Consider the following 17987-nt stretch of genomic DNA (forward strand, 5'->3'; position numbering starts at 1 on the left):
ATTCCGGTCCCGGCCGGGAAAACTCCGTCGTGGTGGTCACACCGCACCGCCTTCCGCGACCGAGGCGCCCTTGCGGCCGTTGCCGGCGAGCGCCCTGCCGACCCGGCGCTGTTCCGCGGCGAGGTCGGCCCGGCGCACGATCTCGTACGCCACGACGACCGAGAGCACGATGATGCCCTGCATGATCGTCGCGATTTCCTTGGACACGTTGATCTGCTCCAGCGACACCGCCGAGGTGTCGAGGAACGCCCACAGCAGCGCGCCGAACGCGATGCCGCCGGGGTGGTTACGGCCGAGCAGCGCGACCGCGATGCCGGTGAAGCCGTACATCTGGGTCGCGGTGATGCCGTAGGAGTAGTCGCGGCCGAGCAGTTCCGGCATGGCGACCAGACCGGCCACCGCACCGGAGAGCAGCATCGCGATGAGCGTCATCTTCTTCGCGCTCACCCCGCCGGCCGCGGCGGCCGTCGCGGACTCGCCGCTCGCCTTCAGCTCGAAGCCGAACCTGGTGCGGTTCAACATGAACCAGTACGCGCCGCCGATCACGATCGCGATGAGCACGAACCCGAACAGCGTGCCCGACCCGACCGGGATGCCCGGGATCCGGCCGGACGGCGCGATCACCCTGGTCCCGATGTTGTTGCCGGTCTGCACGCCGAACTGGTCGGCGTTGATCAGGAACGCGATGATGCCGGCGACGATCGAATTCAGCATGATCGTCGAGATGACCTCGCTGACGCCGCGGGTCACCTTGAGCACCGCCGGGATCGTCGCGTACAGCGCACCGGAAACGATGGCCACCAGCAGGATCACGATGGTGTGGACAACCGGCGGCAGCTGCAGCGCCCCGCCGATGATCGCGGCGACCACCGCGGCGAACCGGTACTGGCCCTCGACGCCGATGTTGAACAGGTTCATCTGGAACCCGATCGCCACCGCGAGGCCGGAGAGGTAGTACACCGTCGCGAGGTTGACCGTGTCGACCGCGGTGGAGCCCTTGAACAGCTGGCCGATCATCGTCCCGTACGCCTGCAACGGGTCGGCGCCGGAGATGACGAGCGCGATCGCGGACAGGATCACCGCGAACGCGATCGCGAGCAGGGGCGGCAACAGCCGCGTGCGCCACGAACTCATGAGTCTTCACCTTCTTCGGCGCCGGTCATGGCGGAACCGAGTTCCTGCGGAGTGACGGTGGCCGGGTTCGCCTCGCTCACGAGCCGCCCGCGCAGCATCACGCGAATGGTGTCGGACAACCCGATCAGCTCGTCGAGGTCCGCGGAGATCAGCAGCACGGCGAGCCCGTCGGCACGCGCCTGGCGGATCTGTTCCCAGATCAGCGCCTGCGCGCCGACGTCGACCCCGCGCGTCGGGTGCGAAGCGATCAGCAGCACCGGATTGCCGGACAGCTCGCGCCCGACGATCAGCTTCTGCTGGTTGCCGCCGGACAGCGCGGCGGCCGGAACGTCGATGCCGGGCGTGCGGACGTCGTACTCGCGCACGATCCGCTCGGTGTCCTCGCGCGCGCCCGCGATGTTGAGCAACTGCCCGCCGGACACCGGTTCCCGCGTCTGGTACCCGAGAATCCGGTTGACCCACAACGGTTGCGTGAGCAGCAGGCTGTGCCGCGTGCGGTCCTCGGCGATGTAGCCGATGCCCGCCTCGCGCCGCGCCAGCGTGCCCAGCTTGACCAGGTCGTGCGTCTCGCCGTCGGGCGGCGTCAGCTCGATGTGGCCGCCGCTCGCCTTGCGCATCCCCATGATCGTCTCGACCAGTTCGGTCTGGCCGTTGCCCTCGACGCCCGCGATGCCGAGCACCTCGCCCGCGTGCACGGTGAAGGAAATGTGGTCGAGCACGTTGCGCTCGGACCCCTCGGCGGACAGCCGCAGCTCGCGCACCTGCAGGACCGCGCGGTCGGTCACCGTCGACTCGCGCGTCTCCGGGCTCGGCAGCTCCGACCCGACCATCATCTCGGCCAGCTCGCGGCTCGTGATCTTCTTCGGATCAGCGGTGCCGACCGTGGTGCCGCGCCGGATCACGGTCACCGTGTCAGCGATCGCGCGCACCTCGTCCAGTTTGTGCGAGATGAAAAGGAACGTGTACCCGTCGGCCTGCATCTCGCGGACGGTGGCGAACAGCGCGTCCACTTCCTGCGGCACGAGCACGGCGGTCGGCTCGTCGAGGATGATGATTTTCGCGCCGCGGTAAAGGACTTTGACGATCTCGACGCGCTGGCGGTCGGCGACGCCGAGTTCCTCCAGCAGCGCGTCCGGCTTCGCGTGCAGCCCGGTCCGCTTCGCCAGCTCCTGCAGCCGCGCCCGCGCCGCGCGGCCGATGCCGTGCAGCGATTCCGCGCCGAGGAACACGTTTTCCGCGACAGTGAGGTTGTCGGCGAGCATGAAGTGCTGGTGCACCATGCCGATCCCGGCCCGGATGGCGTCCTGCGGGTTGCGCAGTCTCACCTCGGCGCCGTTGATGGCGATGCTGCCCTCGTCGGGCTGCTGCATCCCGTACAGGATCTTCATCAGGGTCGACTTGCCCGCGCCGTTCTCGCCGCACAGCGCGTGCACCTCGCCCGCCGCGACGGTGAGGTTGACGTCGGAGTTCGCGACGACGCCGGGGAACCGTTTGGTGATCCCGGTCAACTGGACGGCCGGCACGCCCCGGTCGGGGACGGCTTCGGCCTCGATCTCGGTCATCGGAGGGGACATCCCGTTCTGTCGGAAACGCGTGAGGGCCCGGAAGGAAGATCCTTCCGAGCCCTGCCGCGTCGTGAGCGTTACTTGGCCGGCTTGTCCGAGACCTTGATGGCGCCGGAGACGATCTGGGCCTTGTACCCGTCCAGCACGTCCTTGATGTCGTCGACCTTGCCACCGGAGGTGGAGTAGCCGACGCCGTCGGACTTGAGGTCGAAGCGCTTCGGCACCGTGCTCAGGTCGCCCTTCGCGACGGCCTGCAGGTACTCGAAGACCGCGACGTCGACGCGCTTGATCATCGAGGTGATGATGATGTCCTTGTCGGCGGCGACGGTCTTCTGGTTGTACTGGTCGGAGTCGACGCCGATGGCCAGCGCGTTGTTCTGCTTGGCCGCGTCGAACACGCCCTTACCGGAGGCGCCGGCGGCGTGGTAGACGACGTCCGCGCCGCGCGAGATCTCCGCGGCGGCCTTCGCGTTGCCCTTCGGCGGGTCCTGGAAGCCGGAGAAGTCGCCGGCCGGCGTCAGGTACTCGTCCTCGATCTTGATCTTGCTCGATACGGCCTTCGCGCCCTGCAGGAAGCCCGCCTCGAACTTCTGGATCAGCGGGGTGTTCACGCCGCCGACAAAGCCGACGTGGCACTTCTTGCTCTTGTACGCGGCGGCGACGCCGGCCAGGAACGAGCCCTGCTCCTCGGCGAAGACCAGCGGCGTGACGTTCGGCAGGCTGATCGAGTCGTCGTCGACGATCGCGAACTTGGTGTTCGGGTACTTCGCGGCGACCGTCTTCACCGACGGCGCGTAGGCGAAGCCGACCGCGATGATCGGGTTCAGGCCCGACTGCGCCATCTGCTCGAGCCGCTGCTGCTTGGCGGCTTCGCTCTCGCTCGCGCTCGCGGTGCTCTCGTTGACCGTCGGGACGCCGAGGTCGGACTTCGCCCGGTCGGTCCCCGCGGCGGCCGCGTCGTTGAAGGAAGCGTCACCGCGGCCGCCGACGTCGAAGGCCAGGCCGACCTTGAGCTTGCTGCCGTCGACCTTGCCCGAGGCGGCGCTGCTGCTCGTGGCGGCGGCCGGCGCTGCGGGCGGCTTCGGGGCGGTGATGCAGTTCGAGCCCGAATTGCCGTCCGAACCGGACGCGTTGTTGTTGTTGCTTCCCCCGGTGTCCTTCGCGCACCCGGCCAGTGCAAGCACCCCAGCCATGGTCGCGGCGGCCAGCGCGGTTCCACGCATGCGACGCAACGTGTGTCTCCCTCCCCGCTGATCCAGCGGACGATCCAGGAACGGCCCGGTCACGGTCGCCGGGCTCAACTGGCAGACCGTACCCAACCGCCGGGTAACCGCCATAGGAACGGCACGCTACGTAACACAAACGTTTACTCGGAGGTCTGATCCGCGACCATTCCGGCGCCGACCGTGATCAACTGCCGCCGCCCTGCCGCCCGCGCTCACTCACCGTGGCCCCCGAAAGTCCGCGAAGGGACCCCTGGGGGAAGCAGCGTCCTTCCGGGTTCCCCTCATGGCCAGCTCAGACGTGCTCCAGACCACACGTCCGAGTGGTCTGCCGTGGTCACCGGTGTCTGGTCCATCACAGAGAGGAACCCGGAGGTGAGCCGCGCGTTGGGGTCGGGTCTAGCATCCATGCATCCACGCTCGATGGCCCCTGATCTCGGCACCGTCGCCGGAGTTGTCCCCAGTGGACCGACCCCGGCCTCGGGTGCGGACCTCACCGGTCACCCGGGCACGACAGTCATGACGTTGGAGGCCGTTCACCGATGTCCACCACGGCGAGCACTGCCACCGAAAGCGGGGCAGGAGCTAGCGATCGGGCGGGTGCCTCACGCCGGCAGGGAACCTTCTACCGGGGCGACCCCGGCATGTGGTCCTGGGTGCTTCACCGCATCACCGGCGTGCTGACCTTTTTCTTCCTGTTCGTGCACGTGCTCGACACCGCGCTCGTGCGCGTGTCGCCGAACACCTACGACCAGGTCATCGAGACGTACAAGACGCCGATCGTGAACCTGCTCGAGGTCGGCCTTGTCGGCGCGGTGCTGTTCCACGCGCTCAACGGGCTGCGCGTCCTGCTGGTCGACTTCTGGGCCAAGGGCCCGAAGTACCAGAAGACGATGCTCTGGGTCATCGGCGTCGTGTGGGTGGTCGTGATGGTTCCGGGTGCGTTCTTCATGCTGAAGCGCACCGTCGAGACGCTTTTCGGGGGTGCCTGATCCCATGGCCGACGCTCTGATCCTCGACAAGCCGCGCTCGCCGCGGCGCCCGGCCGCCCGGCGCAGCAACTTCGAGCTCTACAGCTGGCTGTTCATGCGCATTTCCGGGCTCGCGCTGATCATCCTGGTGCTGGGCCACCTGTTCATCATGAACATCCTCGACGGCGGCGTGCACCGCATCAACTGGGGCTTCGTCGCCGGCCGCTGGGCCTCGCCGTTCTGGCAGTTCTGGGACCTGGCCATGCTGTGGCTCGCCGAGATCCACGGCGGCAACGGCCTGCGCACGATCATCGACGACTACGCGCGCAAGGACTCCACCCGGTTCTGGCTGAAGATCCTGCTCTACGTCTCGATGGTGCTCATCCTGGCCGTCGGCACGATGGTGATCTTCACGTTCGACCCCGAGATGCCTGCCTCCTGAGGCGCACCCACCACTAGCTAGCGGAGTCTTTCCCTATGCAGTTCCACAAGTACGACGTGGTGATCGTCGGCGCGGGCGGCGCCGGCATGCGCGCCGCCATCGAGTCCGGTCAGCGCGCCCGCACCGCGGTCCTCACCAAGCTCTACCCGACCCGGTCCCACACCGGCGCGGCACAGGGCGGCATGTGCGCCGCGCTGGCGAACGTCGAAGAGGACAACTGGGAATGGCACACCTTCGACACCGTCAAGGGCGGTGACTACCTCGTCGACCAGGACGCCGCGGAGATCATGGCCAAGGAGGCCATCGACGCCGTCCTCGACCTGGAGAAGATGGGCCTTCCGTTCAACCGGACGCCCGAGGGCAAGATCGACCAGCGCCGGTTCGGCGGGCACACCCGCGACCACGGCAAGGCCGCGGTGCGCCGCGCCTGCTACGCCGCGGACCGCACCGGCCACATGATTCTCCAGACGCTGTACCAGAACTGCGTCAAGCACGGCACCGAGTTCTTCAACGAGTTCTACGTGCTCGACCTGATCCTCTCCGAGGGCGAGGACGGCAACCCGGTCGCCTCCGGCGTGGTCGCCTACGAGCTGGCCACCGGCGAGCTGCACGTGTTCCAGGCGAAGTCGATCGTGTTCGCCACCGGCGGCGCGGGCAAGATCTTCAAGACCACCTCGAACGCGCACACCCTGACCGGCGACGGCCTCGGCATCATCTTCCGCAAGGGCCTTCCGCTCGAGGACATGGAGTTCTTCCAGTTCCACCCGACCGGCCTGGCCGGCCTCGGCATCCTGATCTCCGAGGCGGTGCGCGGCGAGGGCGGCATCCTCCGCAACGCCGACGGCGAGCGGTTCATGGAGCGCTACGCCCCCACCATCAAGGACCTCGCGCCGCGCGACATCGTCGCCCGGTCGATGGTCCAGGAGGTGCTGCAGGGCCGCGGCTGCGGGCCGAACAAGGACTACGTCGTCCTCGACGTGACCCACCTCCCGGTCGAGGTCCTCGAGACCAAGCTGCCGGACATCACCGAGTTCTCCCGCACCTACCTGGGCGTCGACCCGGTCAAGGAGCCGGTGCCGGTGTTCCCGACGTGCCACTACGTCATGGGCGGCATCCCGACGAACGTCCACGGCGAGGCGCTGCGCGACAACGAGCACGTCATCCCCGGCCTGTACGCCGCGGGCGAGGTCGCCTGCGTGTCGGTGCACGGGTCGAACCGGCTGGGCACGAACTCGCTGCTGGACATCAACGTGTTCGGCCGCCGCGCGGGCATCGCCGCCGCGGAGTACGCGCTGTCGCACGACCACGTCGAGCTGCCGGAGAACCCGACCCAGCTGGTCGAGGACCAGCTGAGCCTGCTGCTGTCGGAGCACGGCGACGAGCGCGTCGCCGACATCCGCAAGGAAATGCAGCAGACGATGGACTCGCACGCTTCGGTGTACCGGACCGAGGACACGCTGAAGCAGGCGCTGACCGACATCCAGGCGCTCAAGGAGCGCTACCAGCGGATCACCGTGGCGGACAAGGGCAAGCGGTACAACACCGACCTGCTCGAGGCCGTCGAGCTCGGCTTCCTGCTGGAGCTGGCCGAGGTGCTGGTCGTCGGCGCGATCGCGCGCAAGGAGTCCCGCGGCGGCCACGCCCGCGAGGACTACCCGAACCGCGACGACACGAACTTCATGCGGCACACCATGGCCTACAAGCAGGGCGAGGGGCTGTCGGCCGACATCCGGCTCGACTACAAGCCGGTCACCTTCACCCGCTACGAACCGATGGAGCGGAAGTACTGATGACGACGGCCACCCCAGAGGCGCCCTCCTCCAAGGCGTCCGACGAGCACACGCCGATCCAGGTCACGCTGAAGATCCTGCGGTTCAACCCGGAGGTCGACTCCGAACCGCACTGGGAGACCTACGACGTCCCGGCGCAGCCGACCGACCGCGTGCTGAACCTGCTGTTCTACGTCAAGGACTACATCGACGGCACGTTCGCGTTCCGCCGCTCGTGCGCGCACGGCGTGTGCGGGTCGGACGCGATGCAGATCAACGGGATCAACCGGCTGGCCTGCAAGGTGCTGCTGAAGGACCTGCTGGAGAAGAGCGGCAAGAAGACCGAGATCACCATCGCCCCGATCAAGGGCCTGACGACGTTGAAGGACCTCTACGTCGACATGGACCCGTTCTTCGAGGCATACCGGGCGATCAAGCCGTACCTGATCACCTACGGCAACGAGCCGACCCGCGAGCGGATCCAGTCCCAGGCCGACCGCAACCGGTTCGACGACACCACCAAGTGCATCCTGTGCGCCTGCTGCACGTCGTCCTGCCCGGTCTACTGGAACGACGGCTCGTACTTCGGCCCGGCGGCGATCGTCAACGCCCACCGCTTCATCTTCGACTCCCGCGACGAGGGCGCCGAGGAGCGGCTGGACATCCTGAACGACGGTGAGGGCGTGTGGCGCTGCCGCACGACGTTCAACTGCACCGACGCCTGCCCGCGTGGCATCCAGGTGACGAAGGCGATTCAGGAAGTGAAGCGGGCGCTGCTTTTCAAGCGCGTCTGATCTTTGAGCCAAGAAAACGGCCCTCGCCCGAGCATTCGGGACGAGGGCCGTTTTCGTTGCCGCGGTTAGTGAACCGCGTCCAGCGCGTTCACCAAACCGTGCCCGTAATACGAGTTGTCCTGCTTCGGCCCTTCACAAGCCGACACCTCGCAAGCCACCGGATCCGCTTCCGCGGTAAGCAAAGCCGTCAAAGCCTGCGGTGGCGCGTTCCGGTGCGTAGACGCCAGCAAAGCCGCGACCCCAGCCGCGTGCGGCGAAGCCATCGAAGTGCCGCACTTAGTGCCGTACGCGCCGTTGAACACCGTCGACAACGTGCAGCCCTCGCCCTGTCCAGAAGGCGGCTGCTGCGCGAAATCCCCGCCTGGCGCGGTAACCGTGACCGCCCCGTAGTTGGAGTACGAAGACTTCGTGCCCGCGTAACCAACCGCAGACACCGTTACCACTCCGTCGATCGCCTTCGGCAGGATGCCGCACGAAGAGTCGATCTTGTGTGGACGGTTCGGGTCGACAGTCTGCTTCGTGACGTCGAAGCCCGAGTTCCCCGCCGCGGCGACATTGAGAGTTCCGCGCTGCGTCGAGTACGTCACGGCGCGCCGTACGGCCTCGTACGCAGCAGCGTCGCCCGCTTCGTTGCGGCAGTAGAACATCCCGGGGTCGATGTAGTAGCTGTTGTTCGTCACCTGGAAACCGTGCTGCGCGGCCCAGACAAAGCCGCAGACGGCCGCCTCGGGGAAGATGTAGCCCTCGTCGCTCACCACCTTCACGGACGCCAAACGCACGCCCGGCGCGATGCCGGTGAAGCCGCGTTTAACGTCCTTGCCCGCGATGGTGCCGGCGACGTGCGTGCCGTGGTCGGAGTTCGTCGGGGTCCACGCGGAGGCATCCGGCGCGCCGGTGACACAGCCGGTCGAAGAGCGGGGGTCTACCGCGTGCGCGAGCGCGGGGTGTTTGGCGTCGATGCCGGAATCCAGCACTCCGACGGTGACCGACTGCGAACCGGGGTTGATCTTGTTCGCCTCGGGAGCGTGGATGGCCCGCATGTCCCACTGCTGAGTCGACAAATCGTCACTAGTGGCGACGCTCTCCGTCCGCTCCAGCGTCCCGACCGCCGAGCGCAGTCCGGCGCGGGCGGCGGCCTGCGCGGCGACGTCCTTGCCTCCCGAGTACGCCCGTTTCACGCCGATCCGCTCGGCGAAGTCCGCGTTGCGCGAGCTGGCGACCGCGACTCCGATCTCCGGGTAGTACGCGATCCGCTTGCCGCATTTGGCGGCCAGCTCCGCATCGACCGAACTCTGTTTCTCACCCGGTTGGTACAGCACGACGTAGCTGTATTGCGTACTGGTGGCATCGCACGACGGCGCGGGTGCGGCGGACGCTGGCGCGGCCACCGCACCGGCGGCGATCCCAGCCGCCGCGACGGGAACGAGCAATCGACGTAAACGGGACATTCAGCCTCCATGGTCGTCTCGCCCGAAACTAAGCCGCCCGGACGCGCCCCGCCACCGGCCAAAGGTCGCTTCGCCGCATCAGGTGTTCGCGCGATCCCGCGAAGTCGCCCGGATGCCGCGCCAGCCGAGCACCCCGATCGCGGTGCCGAGCACGAACGAAACGACCGTCAGCACCGCGTGCACGATGAAGTACCCGGTGGGCGAACCGTCGGCCGCCCACGACTGGTTGCTGGCCCACAGATTCTTGGCGAACGTGATCCAAATGATCCAGGACCAGATGCCGAAAGCGAACAAGGCGATCGCGGTACCTCGGGAAATGCGCATGTCTCGAGTATGCCGCCGGACCATCGGCGCTAGATTGCGTGGGTGCACCCCGCTTTCGCCCGGTCGCAGCGAGCATTCGCCGCGACACTCGCCGCAGCCCTCGCAGTCTTCGCCGCGCCCGTCGCCCTCGCCGCACCGGCGCTGGCGGAGCAATGCACCGAACACGCCGTCCCGCCGCCCCCGGTGGACACCTCGGAGAAGCCGAAGCCGGGCCAGACCGTCCCGCCGCCGCTTCCGGTGCCCGCCCAGCCCGTCGGCGGCGACCGGCTCGGCGGCTGCGGTCCGATCCTCCCGCCGGGCGCGCCGCCGCTGCCCGCGGGCGACACCTCGGCGTCGTGGGTGCTGCAGGATCTCGACACCGGCGCGGTCGTCGCGGCGAAGGACCCGCACGCGCGGGAGCGGCCGGCGTCGCTGATCAAGACGCTGCTGGCGCTGGTGGTGGTCACCGAGATGAAGCCGGAGCAGGTCATCGTCCCGACGAAGGAGGACGCCGAGCAGGAATGCACCTGCGTCGGCATCGCCGCCGGCGCGCACTACACGGTGGACCAGCTGCTGCACGGCCTGCTGATGCATTCGGGCAACGACGTGGCGCACGCCTTCGCGACCGCGCTCGGCGGCGTCGACGCGACGGTCACCAAGATGAACGCGCTCGCCGCCCGCATCGGCGCGACCGACACCCGCGCGGCGTCCCCGTCCGGCCTCGACGGACCGGGCATGTCGACCTCGGCGTACGACCTGAGCCTGGTTTTCCACTATGCGATGAAGCAGCCGGAGTTCGCCAAGGCGGTCGCGACGAAGACGTACACGATCCCGGCCGTCGACGGGAAACCGCCGATCCCGGTGTTCAACGACAACAAGCTGCTCGGCGTGTACCCCGGTTTCCTCGGCGGGAAAACGGGCTTCACGGACGACGCGCGGCACACGTACGTCGGCGGCGCGGAACGCGACGGGCACCGCCTCGCGATCGTGCTGATGCGGGCCGAGCAGCGCCCGACGAAGGTGGTCGACCAGGCGGCGAAACTGCTCGACTACGGCTTCGCACTGGAGAAGAACGGCGCGCAGCCGGTCGGTCAGATCGCCTACCAGCCGCTGTCCTCCGACGCCGCCCCGATGTCGGACAAGGGCGTCACTCCCGCGGGCGCGACGACCGCGGCGGCGGAGAAGCCGGACCCGTTCGGGACGACCGGCTGGATCCTGACGGTGGTGGTGCTCCTGATCATCATCGCCGGGTTCGTCCTCAGCTACCAGCGCAAACGCAACGTGCGCGGGTAACTCCGGTCAAGAGAAAGGGCCTCCTCGATTCGCTCGAGGAGGCCCTTTTCCCGGTGTCAGTTCTTCCGCCTGCCCAGCCAAGCCAGCAGCGCGCCAGCGCTGAACGCGCCCGCCACGGAGCCGATTCCGAGCCCGTGCTGCACCGTCACCCGCGGCTCCAGCACCACCGGAGCGGGCGGCTGCACGACGCGTCGCTGGTTCTCCCGCGCGGTCGCCGTCCACGCCGTCACCAGCAGCAGGAACCGCGAAACCAGGTTCGCGAACACCAGCAACCCGATCACCGGCCCGAAGATCGCGGCCGACGGGGACTTCGTGACGCTCGCCAGGTAGATCGTCGCGACCTGCTGCAAAACGACGAATCCGACCGCGGCGATGAGCGCGCCCTTGACCGCGCTCCGCAGTTCGACGTGCTCCCGGGGCAGCCGGGCGATCACCCACAGGAAGACCAGCGCGTTGGCGATGAGGCTGAGCACGATCGTCGCGAGGTGCAGCAGGAACTTCGCCCATCCCTGGCCTTCCAGCCCGACCAGTTCCAGCAGCAGCTCGCCGAGGCCGCTGCCCGCGGCGGTGATCGCGAACGACACGATCAGCGCCAGCCCGAGCCCGATCAGCGACAGCAGGTCCTTGATCGTCCTGCTGACGAACGGTTCCGTCTTCTTCTCCTGCCCCCACTGCGCGGTGAGCGCGTCGCGGAGGTTGGCCATCCAGCCGATGCCGGAGTAGGCCGCCAGCAGCAGCCCGAAGATCCCGATGCCGCTGCCGGACTTCAGCGCCGCGTCGGTGATCTGCTTGACCAGGCCGCGCAGCCCCTCCGGCACCGAACTGTCGATCCCGTGCGTGATCTGGTCGATCACCGCGGTGTTGTGCCCGAGCACCATGCCGACGATCGCGAACGCCACCATGAAGATCGGGAACACCGACAGCACGCTGAAGTACGTGATCGCCGCCGCGTAATGGTTGCCGTAGTTTTCGTTGAAGGAGTCGTTGGCGCGGATCAGGTGATCCAGCCACGGGTACTTCCGCCGCAGCCGGGGCAGCAGCTTTTCCTTGTCACCGGTCTCGTTCGCCACTGTAAAACGCTAACCACGGCAACCGGGCGCCGCAACGCGAGCGTGCCCGCCCGGTTACCGGTCGCGATCAGCCGGCGGGCAGGAACCCGATCCGCTCGTACACCGACGCGAGCGTGGCCGACGCGACCTCGCGCGCCTGGTGCGCACCCGCGGCGAGGATCCGGTCCAGCTCGGCGACATCGTCCAAATAGGACTGAACGCGTTCCTGCAGCGGCGTGACCCAGTCGACGAGCACCTCGGCGAGATCCTTCTTGAGATCGCCGTAACCCTTGCCCTCGTAAGCGGTTTCGAGGTCGGCGATTGTCCGGTCGGTCAGCGCCGAGTAGATCGTGAGCAGGTTGGAGACGCCGGCCTTCTCCTCGCGGTCGAACCGGACCTCGCGGCCGGTGTCGGTGACCGCGGAACGGATTTTCTTCGCCGAGCGCTTCGGGTCCTCGAGCAGTTCGATGAGCCCGTTGCCGGTCGCCGCCGACTTGCTCATCTTCGCCGTCGGCTCCTGCAGGTCGTAGATCTTCGCGGTGTCCTTGACGATGAACGGCTCCGGCATGACGAACGTCTTGCCGAACCGGCTGTTGAACCGCTGCGCGAGGTTGCGGGTCAGCTCGAGGTGCTGCCGCTGGTCCTCGCCGACCGGCACCGCGTTCGTCTGGTACAGCAGGATGTCGGCGGCCATCAGCACCGGGTAGGTGAACAGGCCGACGCTCGCGTGGTCGCTGCCCTGTTTGGCGGCCTTGTCCTTGAACTGGGTCATCCGCCCGGCCTCGCCGAAGCCGGTCTGGCATTCGAGCACCCAGCTCAGCTGAGCGTGCTCGGGCACGTGGCTCTGCACGAACAGCGCACTGCGCGCCGGGTCGACCCCGATGGCGAGCAGCTGAGCGGCCGACCGCCGCGTCCGCTCCAGCAGCACCTTGGGGTCCTGCTCGACGGTGATCGCGTGCAGGTCGACGACGCAGTAGAAGGTCTCGTGGGTGTCCTGCAGCCGCACCCACTGACGCAGGGCGCCGAGGTAGTTGCCGAGGTGGAAGGAGTCGGCAGTGGGCTGAATCCCGGAAAGCACCCGCAGGCGACCGTTCTGTTCGTCAGACACGCCGAGATTCTTTCAGGCTGCGGAGAAGGCTTCGCCGCGGGCCCGGCGGTTCGCGGAACGGACGGGCAGACAGGACGTTTCGGCGGCCTGCGCCTGGGTATCTGGTTCCGGGAAGGAGCTGCCGATGCGCGGCGTAGCAGGCCTGCGGACAGGGGAAGGAGCCGAGGATTTCACCGCTGCTTGACGGTCCGGTGCCGCGGAAGATCTCGGTTGCGGGAGGACCGGGGAGCGGATTAGGACTGTCGCAGATTCAGCGCAGCCGGAGCCGGTTCCAGAGCCTGGGCGGGAGCGGTTCGCGCCGCGAGAATCTCAGCAACCAGCCAGCCGATTAGGACTGCCGCAGATTCAGCGCAGCCGGTTCCAGGGGCGGCTCCTCGGCCCCGGCGGCTATCGCCTCGAGCGCCTTGGCGCGGGCCTTGCGCCGCTGCCGGAGGACGCCCAGTGCCATCCCGAGGACTCCGAAGCCCACCGCGACCAAGCCGACCGGTCCGAGCATCCCGAAGCCGGTCGACGTCGTTTCCGCCCGGACCACATTGTCGTCCGCGAACGCCGTCGCACCCGTTCCGGCGGCCGCGACCAGGATCGTCGCCAGCACCGCCAGCACCCGGCCGCTCGCGACCGCCAGGGCACGGCTGCCAGCACCGCGACCGTCCCGCACCGCGTCGCGGACCGGCGTCCGTCCGACCGCCCCTGACGGGGTGACGGACGAGCGAAGCGCTGGACGGCCGAGCGCCAGCGTGGACCGTGTCACGAACCGGCCTGGGTTGCGCACCGGAGTGCCTCCCGCGAGGTGACTGTCTGAGCGAGCCCCTCACCCGTAAGGATGAGTTCTCGACGTGCTACTGGTCAGAAAACTACCGAGCGTGTCAAGACCTGTCGGATCTGATCAACTCGGGAGCCGAGGCTAGCGCCCACTCGGGGAGTAACCGAGGGCACCCCTGCCGTCTCGGTGTCGTCGGTGGTCAGCGCCGTGCGCCGCTCGCGGAACCACGCACAGTGTCCTCGACCCCGGCCGAACCGGACAGAATCACCCCGCGGAACAAACCCGGACTACCCTCAGCAGGTTTTCATCCGCTGGTCACCAGCAGGACAACCGGCTCAGCGCGGGAACGGCACGTCGTAGGTCGCGGTGACCGGCGCGTGGTCCGACCAGCGCTGGTCATAGGACTCCGCCCGCTCGACCACCACCGACGTCGCCTTCTCCGCCAGGCCGGGAGTCGCCAGCTGGCAGTCGATGCGCCAGCCCGAGTCGTTGTCGAACGCCTTGCCCCGGTAGGACCACCACGTGTACGGGCCGGGACCCTCGGGATCGAGACGGCGCTGGACGTCGACGTAGCCCGCCTCGTAGACACGGCCCATCCACTCGCGCTCCTCGGGAAGGAAGCCGGAGTTCTTCTGGTTGCCGCGCCAGTTCTTGAGGTCGACGGTGTCGTAGGCGATGTTCCAGTCGCCCACCACGACGACCTCCCGGCTCTCCGCGGCCGCCTTCGCGCGCAGCTCGACCAGGTACGGCAGGAACGCGGCCATGAAGCGCTCCTTCTCGTCCTGCCGTTCGGTGCCGACGTCGCCGCTCGGCAGGTACAGGCTCGCCACCACCACGCCGGGCAGGTGCATTTCCAGGTACCGCCCGCTGTCCTCGAACTCGGGCTCGCCGAACCCGGTCCGCACCTCGTCCGGCTCGACGCGGCTGTACAGCGAAACCCCGTTGCGCCCCTTCACCGCCGAGGGCGCGTGCGCGGCGAACCACCCCTCCGGCGCGACGACGGACGCGGGCAGCTGCGCGGCCTCGGCCCGCACTTCCTGACACGCGACGACATCCGCCTCAGTGGCGGCCAGCCACTCGACGAAGCCCTTCTTGACGGCGGCCCGGAGGCCATTGACGTTGACAGTGGAGACGATCAGCACCCCGCGCACGCTACCCGCCGGGTCCGACAATTTCCGGGCCCGGCCGGTCGGATGAGTCCAGAATGACCGCCATGCCCCGACTGACCGTCCTCGGCAGCTGCGGCGCCTGGCCGGAACCCGGTCGCGCCTGCGCCGGATTCCTGCTGTCCCACGAGGGTTTCCACGTCGCGCTCGACCTCGGCTACGGAGCCGCGCCGCAGCTCTTCCGGCACGTCCCCGCCGACCGGCTCGACGCGATCGTCGTGACCCACGAGCATCCCGATCACCTCGCGGACGTCAGCGCGCTCGGCCGGGCCCGCCACTACACGACCGACCGCAAACTCCCGATGCACTGCACCCCCGGCAGCGTGCGGCGGCTGGCCGCGATGGAGCCCAACCCGGCCCCCGACGAGATCTTCGACCTCCACGACCTCGGCCCGGAGACCGACCTCGGCCCGTTCCGGCTCACCACCGCACTCCTGCCGCACCACGTGCCGAACTACGGAGTCCGGCTCACCACCTCCGGCTACACCCTCGCCTACTCAGGCGACACCGGTCCCGCTCCGCACCTGACGGACCTGGCCCGCGACGCCGACGTCCTCCTCTGCGAAGCCACGCTGCAAGGCGCGCCACCGGACGGTCCCCGCTACCTGATGACCGCTGCCGAAGCAGGCCGGCTCGCCGCCGCGGCGAATGTCCGGACGTTGGTGCTCACGCATTTCTGGCCGGGTTCCGACCGGGCGGTTTCAGTGGCCGAAGCCCGCGCCGAGTTCTCCGGGGAAGTGCTCGCCGCGGAAGAAGGACTCATGCTGAATCACGCATAATCGCGAGTTCCGCACCGCAAACCACGCCCGCGCTGAACGCTTTCGCCTCGATACCCCGGCGCGCACAGCGAACCGAACCAGAACGGGCGCGGGGAATGCGTCCGGCAATCGCGAACGTTTCCGAAGCCGTCCGGACGCATCGGCTCAACCGACCGGCGGTGGCGGCGCCCATCGTTCCGGACGCCAGCACCAGGATCGCTTCGGCATTCCTAGCCGGACAACGGAAAACTGTCCCACCACACGGGACAACCCCACCGCACCAAGCTCACCGCTCAGTCCCAGGCGAACCACGTGTCGCACCCAACCCGGCAACCCCGCGAACCCAAGCGCGGCAACCCATCCGCACCGAACGCCCCGGCACTCAGCCAGTGCGAACCGGACTCAGCACTTGGCCCCGGGAAGCGGCGTCACGAAGCTGTCCGCGACCCACTTGGTGTCGGCGATCTTCCGAAAGCCGTTCTGCACCACGGGTTGTGCGTCGAATTCCGCGCCACGCAAGTACTTCCCGACGACTTTCCCGTTGCCCGCTGCGGTTTCCCGCGCGTTGAGCACGTCGGCGGTCACCGAGACCTTGCACCCGGTCGGGGACCCCTGCGCGTCGGCCTGGCCTTTCTGGCCGAACGCGTAGATGACCACGACCGCGGCGATGACCCCGATAATAATCAGTGTCTTCTTGGGCAAACCCAGAATCACGGCCGCTCCTCAGTCGCGAAAACCCCTCGTCCAGAGTAGGCATTCCGCCCGCGCCCGGACAGGCTCTGGCCGCCATTCCACCCGGAGGTGCCAATCCGGTCACCGACACAACACGAAGAGTCACAAAAAAGAGAAGGGCACCTCGGAAGACTCCTCCGAGGTGCCCTTCTCCCAAACGGCTAAAGAAAGATCAGCCCTGCGCGATCTTCTTGGCCAGGTTCTCGTCCAGCGTCGCGAGGAACTCCTCGGTCGTCTGCCATTCCTGGTCCTTGCCGACCAGCAGCGCGAGGTCCTTGGTCATCTTGCCGCCCTCGACGGTGTCGACGACGACCTGCTCCAGCTTGTTCGCGAAGCCGATCAGCTCGGAGTTGCCGTCCAGCTTGCCGCGGTGCTCGAGGCCCCGGGTCCACGCGTAGATCGAGGCGATCGGGTTCGTGGAGGTCGGCTTGCCCTGCTGGTGCTGGCGGTAGTGCCGGGTGACCGTGCCGTGCGCGGCCTCGGCCTCGACGGTCTTGCCGTCCGGCGTGCGCAGCACCGAGGTCATCAGGCCGAGCGAACCGAAGCCCTGCGCGACGGTGTCGGACTGGACGTCGCCGTCGTAGTTCTTGCACGCCCAGACGTAGCCGCCCTCCCACTTGAGCGACGCGGCGACCATGTCGTCGATCAGCCGGTGCTCGTAGGTGATGCCCTTGGCGTCGAAGTCGGCCTTGAACTCGGTCTCGAAGATCTCCTGGAACACGTCCTTGAACATGCCGTCGTAGGCCTTGAGGATCGTGTTCTTGGTCGAGAGGTAGACCGGGTACTCGCGGTCGAGGCCGTACTGCAGCGACGCGCGCGCGAAGTCCTCGATCGACTTGCGGAAGTTGAACATCCCCATCGCGACGCCGCCGCCCTCGGGGAAGTTCGCGACCTGGAACTCCATCGGCTCGGAGCCGTCTTCCGGGGTGTAGGTCATCGTCAGGGTGCCCGGGCCGGGGACCTTGAAGTTGGTGGCCTTGTACTGGTCGCCGTGCGCGTGCCGGCCGATGATGATCGGCTTGGTCCAGCCCGGTACCAGCCGGGGGACGTTCCGCATGACGATCGGCTCGCGGAAGATCACGCCGCCGAGGATGTTGCGGATGGTCCCGTTCGGGGACACCCACATCTTCTTGAGGCCGAACTCCTCCACGCGCGCCTCGTCGGGCGTGATCGTGGCGCACTTGACGCCGACGCCGTGCTGCTTGATGGCGTTGGCGGCGTCGACCGTGATCTGGTCGTCGGTGCGGTCCCGCTCCTCGATGCCCAGGTCGTAGTAGTCCAGGTTGACGTCCAGGTACGGGTGGATCAGCTTGTCCTTGATGAACTGCCAGATAATGCGGGTCATCTCGTCGCCGTCGAGTTCGACGACGGTGCCCTGGACCTTGATCTTGGCCATGAGCAGCGGTGCTCCTTCCGCGGATCTTCGCGTTCGCTTCTTCGCTCTCCGATAGCGGTACAAGCGTACTGCT

General features: G+C 67.9%; 17 protein-coding genes. 6 read left to right on the forward strand and 11 right to left on the reverse strand.

What is annotated here, in order from left to right:
- Positions 1 to 36: 36 nt before the first annotated feature.
- The 3 genes from F9C11_RS02655 to F9C11_RS02665 form a co-directional block, all read right to left on the reverse strand.
- The gene (locus F9C11_RS02655; RefSeq protein WP_409183364.1) at positions 37 to 1134 is read right to left on the reverse strand and encodes an ABC transporter permease; all 1098 of its coding nucleotides are present in this window, start codon (positions 1132 to 1134) and stop codon (positions 37 to 39) included.
- The gene (locus F9C11_RS02660) at positions 1131 to 2696 is read right to left on the reverse strand and encodes an ABC transporter ATP-binding protein (protein WP_409183365.1); all 1566 of its coding nucleotides are present in this window, start codon (positions 2694 to 2696) and stop codon (positions 1131 to 1133) included. Before F9C11_RS02660 ends, F9C11_RS02655 begins: the two co-directional genes overlap by 4 nt.
- Before the next feature lie 80 nt (positions 2697 to 2776).
- Positions 2777 to 3922, reverse strand: a complete 1146-nt coding sequence (locus tag F9C11_RS02665) for a BMP family protein (RefSeq protein ID WP_409183366.1) — start codon at positions 3920 to 3922, stop codon at positions 2777 to 2779.
- Between the two features lie 542 nt (positions 3923 to 4464).
- Between F9C11_RS02665 and sdhC the strand changes: the two genes are divergently transcribed.
- From sdhC to F9C11_RS02685, 4 genes are read left to right on the forward strand one after another with little or no spacing between them, the layout of a single operon-like run.
- The gene (sdhC, locus tag F9C11_RS02670) at positions 4465 to 4914 is read left to right on the forward strand and encodes a succinate dehydrogenase, cytochrome b556 subunit (RefSeq protein ID WP_078870582.1); all 450 of its coding nucleotides are present in this window, start codon (positions 4465 to 4467) and stop codon (positions 4912 to 4914) included.
- Between the two features lie 4 nt (positions 4915 to 4918).
- The gene (locus F9C11_RS02675) at positions 4919 to 5335 is read left to right on the forward strand and encodes a succinate dehydrogenase hydrophobic membrane anchor subunit (protein WP_101435902.1); all 417 of its coding nucleotides are present in this window, start codon (positions 4919 to 4921) and stop codon (positions 5333 to 5335) included.
- 35 nt (positions 5336 to 5370) lie between these two features.
- Positions 5371 to 7125, forward strand: a complete 1755-nt coding sequence (sdhA, locus tag F9C11_RS02680; protein WP_409183367.1) for a succinate dehydrogenase flavoprotein subunit — start codon at positions 5371 to 5373, stop codon at positions 7123 to 7125.
- Positions 7125 to 7898: a succinate dehydrogenase iron-sulfur subunit gene (locus tag F9C11_RS02685; RefSeq protein WP_409183368.1), complete on the forward strand. Its 774-nt coding sequence runs from the start codon at positions 7125 to 7127 to the stop codon at positions 7896 to 7898. The genes sdhA and F9C11_RS02685 overlap by 1 nt, the downstream gene beginning before the upstream one ends.
- Before the next feature lie 65 nt (positions 7899 to 7963).
- On the opposite strand, the gene F9C11_RS02690 is transcribed toward F9C11_RS02685, so the two are convergent.
- Positions 7964 to 9346 carry a S8 family peptidase gene (locus tag F9C11_RS02690; protein ID WP_409183369.1) on the reverse strand — a complete coding sequence of 461 codons (1383 nt, stop codon included), beginning with the start codon at positions 9344 to 9346 and terminating at the stop codon, positions 7964 to 7966.
- A 78-nt stretch (positions 9347 to 9424) separates the two neighbouring features.
- Positions 9425 to 9670, reverse strand: coding sequence for an SCO4848 family membrane protein (locus F9C11_RS02695; RefSeq protein ID WP_409183370.1), 246 nt, complete (start codon positions 9668 to 9670; stop codon positions 9425 to 9427).
- Positions 9671 to 9712: 42 nt separating this feature from the next.
- Between F9C11_RS02695 and F9C11_RS02700 the strand changes: the two genes are divergently transcribed.
- Positions 9713 to 10942 (forward strand): D-alanyl-D-alanine carboxypeptidase family protein, encoded by a 1230-nt coding sequence (locus F9C11_RS02700; protein ID WP_409183371.1) that lies wholly within the window; start codon positions 9713 to 9715, stop codon positions 10940 to 10942.
- Positions 10943 to 10998: 56 nt separating this feature from the next.
- On the opposite strand, the gene yhjD is transcribed toward F9C11_RS02700, so the two are convergent.
- From yhjD to F9C11_RS02720, 4 genes are all read right to left on the reverse strand, one after another.
- A complete protein-coding gene (gene yhjD, locus F9C11_RS02705) occupies positions 10999 to 12012 on the reverse strand; it encodes an inner membrane protein YhjD (RefSeq protein ID WP_409183372.1) in 1014 nt (337 codons plus the stop codon).
- Positions 12013 to 12079: 67 nt separating this feature from the next.
- A complete protein-coding gene (gene trpS, locus F9C11_RS02710) occupies positions 12080 to 13099 on the reverse strand; it encodes a tryptophan--tRNA ligase (RefSeq protein ID WP_409183373.1) in 1020 nt (339 codons plus the stop codon).
- A 328-nt stretch (positions 13100 to 13427) separates the two neighbouring features.
- Complete coding sequence (locus F9C11_RS02715) at positions 13428 to 13850, reverse strand: hypothetical protein (protein ID WP_409183374.1); 423 nt, start codon at positions 13848 to 13850, stop codon at positions 13428 to 13430.
- Between the two features lie 347 nt (positions 13851 to 14197).
- Positions 14198 to 15013, reverse strand: coding sequence for an exodeoxyribonuclease III (locus tag F9C11_RS02720; protein WP_409183375.1), 816 nt, complete (start codon positions 15011 to 15013; stop codon positions 14198 to 14200).
- A gap of 62 nt (positions 15014 to 15075) precedes the next feature.
- Between F9C11_RS02720 and F9C11_RS02725 the strand changes: the two genes are divergently transcribed.
- Complete coding sequence (locus tag F9C11_RS02725; protein WP_409183376.1) at positions 15076 to 15807, forward strand: MBL fold metallo-hydrolase; 732 nt, start codon at positions 15076 to 15078, stop codon at positions 15805 to 15807.
- Between the two features lie 381 nt (positions 15808 to 16188).
- On the opposite strand, the gene F9C11_RS02730 is transcribed toward F9C11_RS02725, so the two are convergent.
- Both F9C11_RS02730 and F9C11_RS02735 read right to left on the reverse strand, forming a co-directional pair.
- Positions 16189 to 16500, reverse strand: coding sequence for an SH3 domain-containing protein (locus F9C11_RS02730; protein WP_409183377.1), 312 nt, complete (start codon positions 16498 to 16500; stop codon positions 16189 to 16191).
- 190 nt (positions 16501 to 16690) lie between these two features.
- The gene (locus F9C11_RS02735) at positions 16691 to 17914 is read right to left on the reverse strand and encodes an NADP-dependent isocitrate dehydrogenase (RefSeq protein ID WP_101435914.1); all 1224 of its coding nucleotides are present in this window, start codon (positions 17912 to 17914) and stop codon (positions 16691 to 16693) included.
- Positions 17915 to 17987 lie beyond the last annotated feature (73 nt).

Origin of the sequence: Amycolatopsis sp. VS8301801F10 (assembly GCF_046195355.1) — a bacterium.
Taxonomy (GTDB): Bacteria; Actinomycetota; Actinomycetes; order Mycobacteriales; family Pseudonocardiaceae; genus Amycolatopsis.